Origin of the sequence: Psychrobacter sp. I-STPA10 (assembly GCF_021012795.1) — a bacterium.
Taxonomy (GTDB): Bacteria; Pseudomonadota; Gammaproteobacteria; order Pseudomonadales; family Moraxellaceae; genus Psychrobacter.
Genome location: NZ_VFYU01000019.1, coordinates 47,083 through 63,848, shown reverse-complemented (window position 1 = coordinate 63,848; position 16,766 = coordinate 47,083). Strand labels below are relative to the sequence as shown.

Here is a 16,766-nt window from a genome sequence, read left to right as displayed (position 1 = left end):
GTATGGGAGGGGTCATATATGATTTTATAAAATAAAGTTGAGAGTGGGATGACAGATTGTAATATTTATATATTTTTCAATCTGTCTTACATAAGAATAACAGCTATAAATAACAATGAGAATCATTATTATTTAATTTTTACAAAAATTTACAATGCTACTCACTACGCACTAGACGCACTGCATAAGTTTCATTTACGTTGAAAATACGTACTATTCCGTCATGTTGGCTGTAAGTATAAGAAGAACCTTTCTCTCCTATATTAGGTGATGAAGACCACACTATAGCATTATCTATAAAATCAAAAATTTCTACCCCTGTTTCAAAATAGGTAGTATTGAAGGAAGGACTACAACCATAGCTAGTTAAGCTTGCTAGTTCTTTAATATTAGGAACACGATAAGGTTTTTTAGTGCTGTCTGCTTTAGCTTTAGCTACCTTTAGTGCCTCATGCCATGTTAAAGATTTACTATCTTCTACACCTGTACAGCTATTACCATCCCACGTTTCTCCAACTACACAACGTTGCCAAATCAACCCTGTTTGCTTATCTTTAACCTCTTCACCATTGCCAATAACTTCGTAGCGATCGTTTTGTGCTGTCCTTCTACTCTTTTCATTACATTGCTGCTCAAGAGCGTTAGCAGAGCTTGCTATTACTAATAAACTGCTGATAGCTAGAGCTTGATATATCTTTGTAATATTCATTTTTTTTCCTTCATATCAGATAGTTAAAATCAACTTAATATTTTTTATATAGCTTTAGTCTGCACGTACTGCCCTAATTGCATAAGATGCCTGTTCTGAATCTTTATGTCCTTCATTTACTACTCCAGATGCAAAATCAATAGCCATAAAGCTTGTAAAGTAGCTAGCAGTAGTTGCTGTCATAAAAAATCTATAATTAATTGGTTGAGTAAAATATTGTTTGTTAACCAGTGGAGGCTTGAGTTGACCGTAATCTAATAAACCTATTAATTCATTAGCTTCAGGTAATCTCCAGTCATTATAGCCACAATATTGAATCTCATTGAGTCTATCGATATAGGCTTTGCTATTACACTTATTACCAGAGGTGGCTAGCGTACCACCACAGGTATCTTTACCTGGTGAGCCTTTTGTACCACCATTTTCAGAGTTATTAGGATTGAACCAAGTATAAGCCCAGTCTTTATCACGTAGTCCATCATCATCGGTTTTAGTTTCCCACATCAGCCCAGTGACATCATCTTGAATACAAGTTTCTGTTTCATGAGTAGTGGGGTTTTGGTGTATTTTTTTGCTATACTTAAAGTCTGCCCCTGCTTGTACTTCACCGTCTTGGTTTAGACCAATCCAGTCCTCTGATAATTTCTTACAATCCATGTTTTTTTCTGTATCAGTTGAGCAGGTGGTTATACCTGTTTTAAATAGTATGTCTTTACCTCCAATTACTTTAGGCAACTCAACATTGATCTGCGATTTTAGAAGCTGTGTTGTACCATCACTAATAGTCAGATCAAATGTACCAGCCGTATCTGGAATACAGCTTATAACAAAAGAGTCTTTGTCTGTGTAATCCGTTACAGCATCTTTAGAGCGTTTAATATCACTACAAGCATCAGTTTTGATTTTTAACTTATCTAAGTTACCTTTTAGGTTATAGCCAGATACAGTAAATTTGAGATCTTGATTAACATTGGTCACAGGTGCTGATATGGGATCAATAGTAGTTGCTGTTGGAATACATAAATGGCTTTGCTCACCATTTTTCTGTCCATCTTCACAGACAGGATAAATATCAATCACATAAGCACTAGAAATACCTTTAAATCTAGCATTACCCCCTTGGTTATCTACCCATAAATCACATCTATTGATTTTATTTTCTTTATTAGGCAGTAATTTAACACTATAACCATCTGCAGATAGAGTACAAAACTCTTCACTATTTTCACGGTATGTATATTTTAATGGTAAGCCATTTTTACTAAGTTTGGGTAGTTCGTGTGTGGTATTAGCAAAGGCATGCTGACTTAGTGAATCTGCTCCACCAATAAAGCTATCATACTCTTTAACAATCGGCACATTACCACCACTACTACCACCGCCACAAGCAGTTAAGCCAATAGCACTCATGGCTAGGGTGATGGCAACGCAGAGCTGCTTAGTTTTAAAATGGGTTTGCATGGTTTTTCTCCTGTCTTATTTATGATTATATAAATACAGCTAGATAAATATATGCTAATGATAATAAAAATAATAATCATTTACATACTAAGAGCAAAAAAATAGTCGATAAGAAGTACTTCATTCGACCTTATAGCAAGATAAATAATTTGCATTTTTAAGGGTAACACCCTGCAACACTCTTTAATAATAGTAATTATTATTTCAATATGCAATACAATTAATAAAGGTTCTGTTGTAAATCAGTAAGTTTAATAATAAATAACCAAATATAAAAATCCTCCTCGGTTAAGGAGGATAAAGTGCAATACATCTTTTAATCATCTATTAAAACTTAGTCTCAAAACTCAGATGCAGTGCTCGCCCTGGTGCAGGCATTAGGGTACGAGTTAATGGGTCTAGGTAATATTCATCTGTTATATTGGTAGCTGATAGCTGTAACTTACTGTCTTTGAACACTTCATAGCTCAAAAAGTAGTCAAATGTTGTCACAGGCGACCAGCTATAAGGAATATTGACAAATGCATTGCCTACATCTCCGTAGTTTAATTTATACACATTTTTGACCGAGCCACTATGATGGTGGATACGAGTTCCCATCTCCAGTTTTTCATCGAGTAGACGAGTACCGAGGGTTAAATCCAGCATATATTTGGGCTGTGCCATATTAAATAAGAAACCACCAAAAAATCCTTGCTCAACACAATCAGGTACTTGGGCATAATAAGGGTCTTGTGTGACGGCATAATCAGCATCACAGACTTGGTTTTCTAAAGTATAGCCCACACTAAAGTCACCAAAATACTGCCCATCATCATAACGGCTTTGTAGCTCTAGCCCAGATATGTGTTGTTTATCAAAGTTACGCAAGTTACTTTGTAGCCCAAATTCTCTATCGACCACATCACGGATGGTATTATCATAATAAACCAGTTTTGCATCAGCAAAGCGTGCATCATTAAACCAAGGTGTTAAATCTTGCACATAACCAACCTCGATATTGGTGCCACGCTCTGGTGAGACAGGATCATAGTGGTTGATGTTTTTGGCAAAGGTAGCGATGGACTCAAACATACTCGGCATACGAGTGGTCTGCGCATAACGTCCATAAACTCGAGCCTCCCAAGGCAAGCGTACTGCTGCACTGACACTGGGTACCCAGCCCCAACCTTCTTTGGCAGGGGTAGGCTCAAAGGGGTCACCACTGCCATCACTCACTAAGATATATTGTGGAAAGCCTGTCTTGCCCTCACTTTTAGCAGGACGTAATATGCCTAGTTTTTTGGCTTCTCCATTTAAGAAGATATTATCTTCACGATGATATACACCATTTTGGTCAGGATACCACGGTATTTCTTCTCGCATTGGCACATACGCTACCCCTTCTTGCCCATTTTCAATGATACCAACATTATCACCAAAATCTATACCACCATAATTACCTTTGCCAGGGTAATATTGATCATAGATACGGCTGTATTGATTCGATTTGATTTTGCCAGCACGGTAGTCTTGTAAAGCCTGCTGTACCGTTTCATTTGCCTTATAAAATCCATTTAAAAGCTTATGGGTTTCTATTTTTCGCTGATTGATCAGCTCATGTCTGGCACGGGCTTCATTGACATAATCATCTATTGCCCAGTAGCGGTCATAACGTGCTCCAGCAGCCAACTCTAACCAATCATATGGCTGATAATTAAAATTAATACTGACATCACCTGAGCGTCGTCGTCCTTTACCTGGAGCGACAGTAAATAATCCAGGAATACCTGTGGCTGCATTATCTGCCTCAAGCTGCTCTTGTTGATAGTTGCCCGATAAAGTCATCGATAACGTGTCTGTCAGCTGACTTTGATTACTTAAGCGCAAACCATAACGGGTATTATGAATACTAGATTCTGAGTTACTTTTAAAGGTATTTTGATACAATCTGGCAGCTTGCACACATTTATCAGCAGCCTTAGCAGGTGTAGAATAGTCTGGACTTCTTATCACGCTGTTGGGACAATTAACCACTCCAGGAAATTCACCTTGAAACTGTTGGATAAATCCTTGCTTATATTGATTAAACTTATCACTATCGCTGCCAAAAAATTGACCAATCATACTCAGTGGTGAGCCACCAGAATTATGGGTAACTGTCGTAGTGTCTGTATGCCATAATGTACCATCTAAGTCTATCCAAGGATTATCAGGCTGCCATTTATAGCGGATATGATAAGCATCTAAATCAATGTTGCTCAAAGGCCACTGTGGCAAACGCCCTGTGGTGGCAAACTCAGTGCTTGGACGGTCGTCAGCAACACGAAATGGCATGATATCACCCGTCACTACATCTGTATGACGGTAACCAAACTGTAATGCTTGTGTATCTGTTGGCTTAAAGGTAATTTTTGCCAAATAGGAGGTATTTTCGTTAGAGCTATTGGGTACTTCTTGATGCGGACGATAGACATCTGCCATATAAGAGGGAAACTGGCTTAAATCCCGCTGCATATTTGGCGTATCACTGCGATAATCATCACTGCCTCGTGCACCTGCGAAATAATTGCCTCGCTCACGATGGCTATATGCTGCAACCCCTTCTACCCACTCAGTACGCCCAGCTATGGCAATACGATAAGCTTTGTCATCAAAGCTGGTCGTCATTTTGTTACGCTCGGGTGTTTTACCAACCAAGCCCAAATTAGTAAAGGCATTGACGTCTTTTCTTGGTACTCGTCCTATGCCATTTTCAAAAACTTTAACAACGTCAGGATTTCTTGCCACATCAGGCGCAATTGGATAAATATCTGTCGAATAATTACTGGCATTATCACCAACATAGTCTGTAGGATTAATGGCATTCGCTTCGGTAGCATTGTTGCCAATAATACCTTTGAAGTTAATACCAAAACTGGCATCATCTGTTAATACATCATTAACATTGATGGTATTAATGGTCACTGCACCACCAACTGAAGAGTGGATACCACGCTCCATTGACGCCCCTTTACTTACCTTTACATCACTAATCAATAAAGGGTCGATATAGTTGCGATTACTCGCACCTTGATAGCCACGATTTGCAGTGATTGCCTGCTCAGTACCATCAATAGTGACAGGTACACGTCCTTCGCCTTGAATACCACGCACGTTAGGATCAATCGCACCGCTATTACGAGCATCACCACTATAAACCCCTACCATCCCCTTAAACACATCGGCAGGTGATTCACCAATATAGCGCTCTAGCTGTTCTTGATTGCTATAGGTACTAGATTCATCATTGTCATAGACATCATGAGCAGAAATAGGGGTTTTTATGGTGGTTTCTTTGGAAGCAACTACAACAATAGGGTCAACCGTTGTTGAGGGTAGGGTGGTATCTGCCGTAGCCGCCGCTGCTGTATTCATTAAGGCGATAATAGACAGATAAAGTAAGCAGGGCTTGCTGGTTATAGTCGTAATGTTAGTTATTTGCATAAGTAACTCGTTAGTGAAACCCTAATGGGCGTTGCTGTTATTGAGTTTTATTTAAATATCTATAAATTGCCAAAGATGTGTCATTGCAACCAATAGTGTTATAAGGAATTGAGCATTGTTGAAATCTAGCTGAATAAACATTCAGTGATGACAAACAGTTAAATTGAAAAGGCTATGATGCAGTATTGTCTGTTTATGTTAAAAATAATACTAATATAAATGAGAGTTATTATCAATAACAAGTTATGGTGTTATGTGTCTTTTTGTATTTACAAAAAATAAGTAATATAGGACTTACGCAGTTTCATAAATTATTAGCGTCTGGTAATCATTTACTCGCTGGCTGTACGTAGTTCCAGAGGCTTCGTAAATAATTCCCAGCCGCTTGATTAAGACAAATATCGTACTTTTGCGTAAGTCCTATAATAGTAAATAATGCAAAAAAATAAGTAGAAATAAGGGGTTAAAGCAGGATTATATTGGGGTGTTTGGTAATGTAGGGATTTGGGATTGATGTTATCAATGGTTTGGGTTACGTAGTTAGTTAATAGTTAGTATAAATTACTTCACTCTCAAATTATTTTAATAATTTGGTATATGACCCCTCCTAAACCCTCCTCCTGAAGTAAGGGGAAGGCTAGCAGGGGGTTGAAGTTGAGAGTGGGGTATAGCTTGGATTCATATAATAAGTGATAAATAATAACTTTGTTGATCGTTTTAATCGTGTTTACTCTAGCAATCACGCCAAATAGGATGGCGTTTTTCAATAAATGCATCGATACCTTCTGCCACATCATCTGCCATCATATTGTTGACCATCACTTCTCTGGTATAGTCATAAGCTGCTTCAAGGCTCATATCTAGCTGTTGGTAAAACATTGTTTTACCCGTGGTTACGGCAACAGCAGATTTATCAGTAATGGCATTGATTAACTGTTGTAAGGCTTCATCTAGCTGGTCAGCAGCAGCAATGCGGTTGATAAGTCCTTGTTGCAGGGCGGTAGAGGCATCAATAAATTCACCAGTGATAAGCATCTCAAAAGCTTGTTTACGAGGTAGATTGCGGCTAACGGCAACCGCAGGTGTGGAGCAAAATAGTCCGACATTGATGCCAGAGGTGGCAAACTTAGCGGTATCTGCTGCCACTGCTAAATCGCAAGCCGCCACTAACTGGCAACCAGCAGCAGTAGCGATGCCTTGTACTTTAGCAATGACAATCTGCGGCATGCGATTGATGGTTAGCATCACTTGGCTGCATTGATCAAATAAGTGGTTATAAAAATCCTTGTCAGAATTTGCGCGCATTTCTTTGAGATTATGACCTGCACAAAATGCTTTGCCTGTTGCTTGTATGACCACAACTCGGATATTCTTTTGTGTCGCAATATCATCTAGCTCAGTTTGCAAAGCATGTAACATATCAACCGATAGCGCATTAAACTGCTTCGCACGATTGAGGGTAAGTGTTATCACTGCCTCATTATCTTCTCTGATTAGAAATGGATCTTCTAAGTTGTTTGCTGGATTATTAGATGGGTTGTTAGTGGAGCGATTGTTAGTGTGTGTCATTTTGTCATCCTTGACCTTTGAGATAAGGTAGTTTTGCTATTATATTGTTTGACTTAACAATAGTCGCATAAAAATATTCTAAACCATTTTAACTGAAATTTGCTACCATAGAATATATGATTTAGACAGTGCTACTTTTTGTCTATTTTAATTTTTTATCAACTTTAGGTGATTGTGTTATGGTTAAAAATGCCTTACAGGCGCAGCTATTAAAAGCTGGATTGGTGGATAGCAAAAAAGCAAAAAAAATAAATAAACAGTCACAACATGCGAAGCGTACGGGCAGTGCCGCAGATATCGAAAGCAAAAAAGCGGTGGCAGAGGCGCAAGCCAACAAACTTGCTAAGGATCAAAAACTCAATCAACAAAAGCAGCAAGTTTTAGAAGAAAAAATGCTTAAGGCAAATATTGTGCAGATGATTAAGCAGCATCAGATTACAGATACCCAAGGAGACATCAGTTATCAGTTTGTTGATGGCACAAAGATAAAAAAGCTTAATGTGACCCAAAAACTATATGATCAAATTGTGGCAGGTCATGTGGTGATTGCCCGTTTTGATGAAGAATACGCTTTACTACCACGCCCCTTAGCAGATCGTATTAATAGCAAGATGGAAGGCTTTATTGTGGTGTCTAATGATAAATCAGAGAATGAGATAGCAGAGGATGATCCTTATGCTGCTTATGTGATTCCAGATGATTTGATGTGGTAAATATAGTCGCGGCAATCCAAAAAGCAATACAAAACCGACCCAAAGCCCTCCTCGCTAAAGACCGCTAAAAGTATAAACTGATGGCGGTCAGTTGTTATATAACAAAACGCTTGATGTTTTGCTTATTACTGGCTAGCATCTTCTTAAAAGTCAATATAAGTTTTGACATCTTCTAGAAAGTCAACGCTGACACCAAGATTGACTAAATTCCAATACTGCCCTGAGACGGTTCTATCTACCATCATGGTAGTGGCAGAGGGTTGAAATTGATTTAAGTATTTTAATGATTCTTTAAGTTGTTCCATGACTTCAAAATGAACATTGCTGGTGCCATAGTCAAACTCACCCTGGTGATAGGGTGGGATAGATAAAGGTTTTAGGCTAATCTGTAGCCAGCGTTGGTAGAATTCACTAGGAATAATTTCATCATCTTTGCGGCGGATACCCAATGCCACCAAATCTTGCTCCATGGCAGTAATATCTGCCCGCAAAGCATGTAGGATAAAGCGGCGAAATAACTGTACTTCGGCATCACTATAGCTACGAATACCGCCAAAATCATAGGCAATGACACTGCCATCAGGGCGAAAGGCAAAGTTCCCGGGATGTGGATCACAGTGCATACGATATAGCTCAAATAACTGCCCTGCACTAAAGTGAAATAAGCGTTTGGCAATTTTTTGTTTGATCTCATTATCCCACGTTGCTGCCACTGATAAAGGCTCCCCCAACTCTTCGGTTAAGGTCAGTACCCGTTTAGCAGAATGGCTAGAGATGACTTTGGGAATGATCAACCCCGTATCATCACGATGAAAATCAGCAAATATTGCCAAATTATGCGCTTCTTTAACGTAGTCTAATTCATCATGCAGACTGCTTCGAATCTCATTAAATATTTGATCTTGTAGCTTGCGATCCATATTTAGCACGCCAGCAATTTTTAGTGCCATACGGACTTGTTTTAGGTCACTGTCACAGTTTTTATCAACATCAGGGTATTGTACTTTAACCACCACTCGTTGTCCTGAGGGCAATACTGCTTTATGTACTTGACCGATTGAAGCGGCGGCAAATGGAGTGGTCTCAAATTGAGCAAAGCTGGTTTCGATTGGTTCACCAAGCTCACGTTCAACTTGTTTTTTTATCACCTCATAGGGCATGGCAGGGGCATCTTTTTGTAGTTTTTCTAATGATGCGGCAATCTCAGGCGGGAACACATCTTTGTACTGTGAAGCAATTTGTCCAACCTTCATCACGGCCCCTTTCATCTCTCCTAATGTATCAGCAATCTGTAGTCCCACATCTTTCATTAACTCAGAACGTGCTTCATTGCGTTTGTCTTGATCGCTTGAAAGATGTTTGAGAGAGTTTTTTGCCGCCTTACCAGCAATACTGGCGGTCATACCTGCCAGTTTCATAAAGCGTTTGCTTGAGGATGCCATAATACAAATTACCTTAGCGTTTTAGTGTATGAAGGTGTTTGGAGGTGAGTTCTTATAACCGTTTATAAAGTAGGGGTTAGATGAATACTATACAAGTTATTTGCCAGAAGTTTAATAAGTTATTAACAAATTATCCATCCAACCATTCATCAAGTCATCGTTGCTGTGCAATAATATACTGTAATGCCATCTCATAGCCTTGTGCACCCAGTCCACATATCACCCCAATGGCACAATCGCTAAAATATGAATGATGGCGAAAAGGTTCACGTTTGTGCACATTAGACAAATGTACTTCGATAAAAGGTACACAGACAGCAAGTAAGGCATCTCGTAGCGCCACTGAGGTATGGGTAAATGCCGCAGGATTAATAATAATGGCTTGTACTTGCTCAGCTTTGGGTTTTAATAGTCCATATTGATGAATGATATCAACCAGTTCGCCTTCATGATTCGATTGATGGCAGATTAAGGTAATATCATGCTGTTGTGCTTGCTTTTTAAGTCTATTTTCGATGTCGGTCAGTGTGTCATATCCATAAATCTCAGGCTCACGCTTACCCAGTAAATTCAAATTAGGACCATTTAATAACAAAACTCGTTTGTTAAGAGTAGAAGTTTGTTGGTTTTCACTTAGTACAGCAGTCATTTAAACTCCAAAGAACAAAGAAAGTAGAGGAAATTATAATAAAATACTTTGTGTTGTAAAATTAGCATGATATGATATTTTTTAAGAGAAAAATATTTCTGTATTATTGCTGTATGTGCTTCAAATCTATATATAACTTTTGCTTATATGAAGTATATTAAATAACTGGTGAATTCAATTAGAATAATGATTGTTAGGTCATTTAGTGATTAACTGAGTTAAATGGTTATTTTTTAATCAGTTAACATCAGTTAAGAGGATTATGATAGCACTGAGTTCAGTAACAATATAGAGTGTGTTTCTAATATGGTAGTTATCTATCTTTTTTTGTGATTTTTCTTAGTTTTTTGCTTTGAAAATAGGTGATGAATGTTGTATTGTTAGGTGTATGGCATCTTCATCAATAATAGATAGATGATATGCTACTAACTGTGGTGTAATGTAAACATCAGTATGATAACTGTAAAAGGTAAAAGCTGTTGGTAGGGTTTACTGGAGTTGCTAATAGTTATTTAAGTACTGGTATTTTTTTGTTTGTTTAGGAAGTAATATTATGTCAGATCGTGAGCAAGGTGTGGTTAAATGGTTTAATGATTCTAAAGGCTTTGGCTTTATTCAACGTGAAAGTGGTGAGGATATCTTTGTCCATTTTCGTGCCATTCAAGGTGAGGGTTATCGTTCACTACAAGATGGTGAGAAAGTTGAATTTAAAGTTGTTGAAGGTCAAAAAGGCTTACAAGCTGAAGAAGTCACTAAAGTACAATAGTACAATAAAGCAGCCCAATTGCCTTTATTGGTAATATTATTGATACTATAGATTTTCTTTAGTCATTAATATTTAGTCACTAAGTAGGCTAATTTAGTCATTGAACAAGCCATCCACCTTTTTCTTATGAGAAGGGTGGTCTTTTTGTCCTTATTGTTATATACACTGTGCACTTTACTTAGCCATTTCATTGCAAATGTAACGTGACAACTGATACCAGATATGCCAGTATTTAAGCCAGCATAAAGGATTTGCCATCATCAATCCTTTATGCTGGCTTATTTTTTGTCAAAAAATAATAATCAAATAACCAGATATTAATAAGGAAATTTCTGTTGTCTATCTCAACCTCAATACCCAACTCATCATCAAGCCAGAATCCATCAGCTGCTGTATCTGACAAGGGACAAGAAAATACTGCTGATCCGTTGTCCGTATTTACCACGTTTGATTCGTTGCCTTTATCAAACGCTGTTTTAAAGGCAACAGAAGATTTGGGGTTTGAGCAGCTCACACCAATACAAGCCCAAATCTTGCCGCATACGTTAGCAGGGCAAGATGCTATTGGACAAGCACAAACGGGGACGGGTAAAACCGCGACCTTTTTACTAACGTTGATAGAAAGTTTATTAAAGCGTCCCTTTGCAAAAGATGAGCAGCGTTATTTAGGTGAGCCACGTGCACTTATCCTAGCACCAACCCGAGAGTTGGCACAGCAGATTTATGAAGACTGCTTGCAGATGACTCGATATATTTCACTGCATAGTGTGTGTCTGATGGGTGGTGTTGACTATCAACAACAGCAACAACAATTAGAAAAGGATTTTGTTGATATTATCATTGCCACACCAGGACGTTTGATTGATTTGATTCAGCGCAGTGAGGTGTTTTTGGATCGCATTGAAGTGTTGGTATTAGATGAAGCCGATAGAATGTTGGACATGGGTTTTATACCTGATGTGAAACGCTTAATTGCAAAAATGCCACCTAATACCGATCGTCAAAGCTTGCTATTTTCAGCGACATTTAATCAAGATGTGATGAATCTTGCTTATCGCTGGTTGTATCAGCCTGTGTTTGTAGAAATTGAGCCTGAGCACAAAACCAGTGAGCTGGTACAACAGCATTTTTATATCATGACTGAAGACAAAAAGCTTGAGGCATTAAAGCGAATCTTGCAGCAGCCTGATGTCAATAAAGTGATGATATTTGCCAATCGTAAAGATCAGGTAAAACGCTTGTATCAGGCGCTACGAGGGCAATTTGACACAGTGATGCTCTCAGGTGATGTGGCACAAGCTCAGCGTGAAAAGTACTTAGAGCGTTTTAAATCTGATAAAGCTGCCATTATGGTGGCAACAGATGTGGCAGGGCGGGGTATTCATGTCGATGAGGTAAGCCATGTGATTAATTATACCCTGCCTGATCAGCCTGATGATTATGTGCACCGTATTGGGCGTACGGGGCGGGCAGGGCAGACGGGTATTAGTATCAGCTTTGTTAGTGAAGATGATGCGTTTAATTTGCCTGCTCTAGAGACCCACTTACAGACTAAGTTTGATCTTGAGTATTTAAGTTTTTAGGTTGGGTTTGTAAATAAGTCTTAGATATATCCCTTCACTAAAACAATCTATTTTTGTTAAAACTGTTTGACTGGTTTTGGTTGGTAGGTTAATTACTCAAAAACATTGAAACCTAATAATCGTAGGGTGATTTTATATCAAAGTCGCTGCAATGCAGGAAAAATGGTCACCGCAATGCAGGTAAAATGATAGATGATTACTCTATTTTACTTATACTTCGCTATGTATAGACGAAGAATACTAAAACAGATACAAGGCGACCGAGTGAAGATAGTACAGTTAGTACAGCAAACGAGGGCAACACCGTAGCTGTTTAGTAGTTCTTTGACTATATCACTCCACCTTACGACAGCCCACCCCTGATAACTGGCTGTAGCCACCAGCCCCTTTTTCCACCTTGATTTGGGTTAAGATACGCTCTTTTAACGCCTGCACATGCGAGATAACGCCAATGAGTTTGCCTTCTTGTTGCAAGTTGGTCAGCGTCTCTAAGGCAATATCGAGCGAATCTTCATCAAGCGTGCCAAAGCCTTCGTCCAAAAACAGTGAATCCACGCGAATATTTTGGCTTGCCATTTGTGATAGTCCCAAAGCCAAAGCCAGACTGATGATAAAGCCTTCACCCCCTGATAGGTTTTTACTACTGCGTATCTCACCGCCTTGATAGTTATCAATGACGTTTAGCTCAAGTGGGTTGCTGTCATCACGGATAAGTAGATAACGGTCACTCATTTTGTGCAGTTGCGTATTGGCATGTTTCACCATGATTTCAAAGGTTAAGCCCTGAGCAAAGGTGCGAAACTTTTTGCCATCGGCTGAGCCAATTAAATGATGGAGCTGTTGCCATATTTGATATTCTTGCTTTTGGGTTTCGATGGCATCGACTTGGCTCTGCACATCGGCTTTTTTTGCCAAGTTGCTATTAAGCTGTTGGTTAATCGCCCCAATCTGCTCAGCGATATTATCGGCTTGTTGGCTGGTGTCTTGCTGGATTTGCAATAAGCTGTCTTTATCGGCATCGGTGAGGGGGTTTTGTTGTTTAGCGTTAAGCGTTTGCTGAGTTTGGGTCAGTAATAAATGGGCTTGTTGTAATTGCGATGCCAGTTGGTTTTGCTGTTGGCTTAGTTGTTCCCGCTCACTTTGTGGTAGCCGTGCTTGCAAAAAGGCTTGCTCATCGGCAAATTGTTGTTGCTGTAATGCGGTGGCAAAACTTGCCTGCTGAGTGGTTAAGTTATGTTTGGCAAGGTTAAGTAATTGCGTCAGTTTTTCTGCATCTTGTTGTAGCTGTTGTAAGCGTTGTTGCTGGCTGGCGTATTCGGTCTTGCTTTGAGCCAGTTTGTCTTTGCTGTCATCTAGGTGTTGGCGTAGGCGTTGCTCTTCATTATCAGGGTTTTTATCAGCAAATAATTCGTGGCGTGCTTGCACAAGCTCATCAATATGTTGTTGTTTTGCCTGTATGCTTTCTGTGATATGGGTCAGTGCTTGTTTTTGCTCGTTAAGTTGCTGTTGTTTGCTTTGGATTTGTGCTTCAAGTGTGCCAAGCGTTTTTTCTAACTCATGCTCTGCTTGCTGTTTGCTTTGGTAGGTCTGTTTGCACTCGGTTAACGCTTTGCGGTAGTTGCGTAAATGCTCTAGATAAATGTCAAACTCTTGTTCTACCAGTAAGTTTTTGTTACTTATTGGCTCATTTATCTGTTCAGTTAATTGCTTAGTTAAGGCATTTAGGTCATCTAAACACAATTCGGCTGATTGGATATTATCGACATGATATTTTTGTATCAGCGTGCGTAGTTGTGTGATGTGTTTTTCAAGGTGTTGATAGTTATTTTCAATTTGTGTTTGTTGGTTGTTGTCCTGCTGTTGTCGTAGCTGAATGTCAGTACTTAGTTGGTTAAGCTCACCCTTGATGCTTTGTTCATTTTGTAGTGTGTATTCAAGCTCGCTATTTTGTGTGCTGATTTGCTGTGATAGCTCATCGTATTGGTCAAGCTGTGTATGTAGGGTTTGCTTTAGCTGTGCTACGTTATGCTGAGCTTGTTGCACCTCTGTCATTGCATTGGCTATTTGCTGATTGAGGTTTGTTAAGGTGTTGTTGGCTGTTTGCCAGTCGTCATTGCTCGGTGATGGCTGGGTTTCTAATATAGCCTGTAATGCGGTAGAGGTATTTAAATCCTCTAAGGCTTTGCTTAGGGTTGTAGTTTTTAAGTGATTGAGCGTTTGTAATGGTTGCTGTATCCCTTGTTGTTGCTCGTTGAGCTGATGATGTAAGGCGTTTAGTTGTTGCTGTTGTTGTTTGATATGTGCCTGATGATTGGCATACTGTACGTTCAAGTCGGCAATTTGCTGAGTATACTTGCTGATATTGTCATCAAGTTGCGATAGTTTGTTTTGTGCCTCGACAATAGGCGAAGTGGGTGAGATGGGCGAGGGGGTATCTGACGCATCATCATTTTGGCTTTGGCTGTTATTCTGACTTTGTGTTTGTGTCTGTCTGTGTAGGGGGTGCTGATGGGCGTAGGGATGCTCGGTTGCACCACATAGCGGGCAGGGCTGATTGTCTTGTAACAGCTCGATATAGTCTTCAAGTTTGGCAACTTGTTGTAATAACGACAGTTTTTCTTGTTGTTGCTGTCGGTTTTGTTGGGCGTGTTTCAGCTCGGCTTGTGTATCTAGTATTTGCTGATGCAGTTGCTGTGCTTGCCCGTTTAGGTTTGGCAGTTGCTGATGAGTGCTGTTTAGTTGTTGCGTGGTTTTTTGTATTTGCTCAAGTTGAGCATGGAGCTTATCGAGTTGGCTAATTTGCTGATTAAGCTCTTCTTGTTGCTGACGTAATTGGCTAACGGCTTGCCCTTGTGTCAGAGTGGTTAGTTGCTGTTGTAGGTTGCTTAATTGCTGTTTTTTATCGCCAATTTGGCTGTGGATTTGGCTTTGTTGTTGTGTCAGTTGCTGTTGTTTAAGTGTCAATGCTTGCATAGCTGACTGGTTTTGCTGTCGCTGTTGAGCAAGTGTTATTGTCTGCTGTAAATAATGCTTGAGCTGTGTGCCATGATGGTCAACTTGTTCAATATCAAGGGTTAGGTTTTGATGGTGTTGATGATTGCTTAAATATGTTTGTGTTTCTTTAAGCTGTGCCTGCGTTTGTGTTTGGGTGGTTTGTTGGGTTCTAAGCTGTTGTTGTAGTCGCTCAATCTGCTCAGTGAGGTTGTTTTGTTGCTCATGTTGTTCATTTAGCCCTTGACGTTGGTGCAATAGCTCATTGTCTTGCTGGCGAGCTTTGTTAATGAATGGCAGTTGTTGCTGTAGTTGTGCATTTGCTTGTTTTTCTGCTTGTGTGTGTTCAGTCAGTGTTTGCTGACTTTGCTGAGTTTTCTGTTGTTGTTGTGGGATAAGGGTTTGTAGTTGTTGCTGTTCTTGCTGTCGCTGAGTAAGCAGTTGACGCTGATGGCATAGTTGACTGTATTGGCTTTCAATCTCTAATGCTTGATTTGCCATTGCCAGACGTTTTGCTTCACTGGCAAACGCTTGCTGTGCTTGTTGTGCCTTATCATATTCGATTTGGTAGGTGTTTAGGTTGTGTTTAAGTTGCTCAATTTCTTCTAGCCATGTGATTTTTTTATTTATGTCTTGTAGTTTATGGCGTTGCTCATGTTGCGTTGCGTTTAGCTGTTGTACTTGGGTTTTAAGCTGTTGTTCTTCTTCGCTACTGAGTAGGGCAATGCCTTCTAGTTTGGCTTTTAATTGCTTTAACAGTTCTTCTTCTTGGCGTTTTTTCTCATGGACACTTTCAGAGATGATGGCATAAATATCGGTACCAGTGATTTTTTCTAGAATATCGGCACGTTCATCAGATTTGGCATTTAAAAACGCTGAAAAACTGCCCTGTGCTAATAAAATAGAGCGGGTAAATTGCTGAAAGTCCATACCTGTCAAGTCGATAATGGCTGTTTTGGTACGCGACAGTTTACTTTCGATGATTTTGTCGCCTGTTTTTTGAGCTTGTTTATTGTTGGCGTTTTGCTCAGAGTTTAGGTCAGGTTTTGGGGTTATCAGGGCGACTTCATGGGTGGCATCTTGTAGGTTGCCGTCAGGCTTGTTATAAGCCCTGCGTTGCCCCCAACGGCAACGATAGCAGGTGCCATTTAGGTCAATCACCACTTCAGCATAGCATTCGCCCGTCTGTCGAGTCATCACTTCATTGGTCGATTTGCTGATGGTGGGAATACGAGGTGTTTCACCATATAGTGCCAAGCAGATGGCATCTAAGATGGTGGTTTTGCCTGCCCCTGTCTGCCCTGTAATGGCAAAGATGCCTTCGTTAATAAAGCTGTCATGGCTAAAGTCAATGTGCCATTCGCCTTTAAGTGAGTTTAGGTTTTTAAAACGTAGTTCTAAGATGCGCATGGTTGGGT

Annotated in this window: 10 protein-coding genes; 3 read left to right on the top strand and 7 right to left on the bottom strand. The window is 39.6% G+C overall.

Annotation, left to right across the window (positions count from 1 at the left end):
* Positions 1-157: 157 nt before the first annotated feature.
* From FHK89_RS10045 to FHK89_RS10030, 4 genes are all read right to left on the bottom strand, one after another.
* Positions 158-709: an Lcl C-terminal domain-containing protein gene (locus FHK89_RS10045; RefSeq protein WP_230659633.1), complete on the bottom strand. Its 552-nt coding sequence runs from the start codon at positions 707-709 to the stop codon at positions 158-160.
* Positions 710-763: 54 nt separating this feature from the next.
* On the bottom strand, positions 764-2,170 hold the full coding sequence (locus FHK89_RS10040; RefSeq protein WP_230659630.1) for an Lcl C-terminal domain-containing protein: 1,407 nt from the start codon (positions 2,168-2,170) through the stop codon (positions 764-766).
* A 327-nt stretch (positions 2,171-2,497) separates the two neighbouring features.
* The gene (locus FHK89_RS10035; protein WP_230659627.1) at positions 2,498-5,635 is read right to left on the bottom strand and encodes a TonB-dependent receptor domain-containing protein; all 3,138 of its coding nucleotides are present in this window, start codon (positions 5,633-5,635) and stop codon (positions 2,498-2,500) included.
* Positions 5,636-6,367: 732 nt separating this feature from the next.
* Positions 6,368-7,204, bottom strand: coding sequence for an enoyl-CoA hydratase (locus FHK89_RS10030; RefSeq protein WP_230659624.1), 837 nt, complete (start codon positions 7,202-7,204; stop codon positions 6,368-6,370).
* Positions 7,205-7,383: 179 nt separating this feature from the next.
* On the opposite strand from FHK89_RS10030, the gene FHK89_RS10025 reads away from it, so the two are divergent.
* Positions 7,384-7,917: a DUF2058 domain-containing protein gene (locus tag FHK89_RS10025; RefSeq protein WP_230659621.1), complete on the top strand. Its 534-nt coding sequence runs from the start codon at positions 7,384-7,386 to the stop codon at positions 7,915-7,917.
* Between the two features lie 143 nt (positions 7,918-8,060).
* Here the strand turns inward: FHK89_RS10025 and FHK89_RS10020 are convergent, their stop codons facing one another.
* Both FHK89_RS10020 and aroQ read right to left on the bottom strand, forming a co-directional pair.
* A complete protein-coding gene (locus FHK89_RS10020; RefSeq protein ID WP_230659618.1) occupies positions 8,061-9,359 on the bottom strand; it encodes an ABC1 kinase family protein in 1,299 nt (432 codons plus the stop codon).
* 154 nt (positions 9,360-9,513) lie between these two features.
* Entirely contained in the window at positions 9,514-10,008 is a 495-nt protein-coding gene (gene aroQ, locus FHK89_RS10015) for a type II 3-dehydroquinate dehydratase (protein ID WP_230659615.1), read from the bottom strand.
* 553 nt (positions 10,009-10,561) lie between these two features.
* On the opposite strand from aroQ, the gene FHK89_RS10010 reads away from it, so the two are divergent.
* On the top strand, positions 10,562-10,774 hold the full coding sequence (locus FHK89_RS10010) for a cold shock domain-containing protein (RefSeq protein WP_227430965.1): 213 nt from the start codon (positions 10,562-10,564) through the stop codon (positions 10,772-10,774).
* 428 nt (positions 10,775-11,202) lie between these two features.
* The gene (locus tag FHK89_RS10005) at positions 11,203-12,357 is read left to right on the top strand and encodes a DEAD/DEAH box helicase (protein ID WP_230659637.1); all 1,155 of its coding nucleotides are present in this window, start codon (positions 11,203-11,205) and stop codon (positions 12,355-12,357) included.
* Positions 12,358-12,690: 333 nt separating this feature from the next.
* On the opposite strand, the gene FHK89_RS10000 is transcribed toward FHK89_RS10005, so the two are convergent.
* Positions 12,691-16,758, bottom strand: coding sequence for an AAA family ATPase (locus FHK89_RS10000; protein ID WP_230659612.1), 4,068 nt, complete (start codon positions 16,756-16,758; stop codon positions 12,691-12,693).
* Positions 16,759-16,766 lie beyond the last annotated feature (8 nt).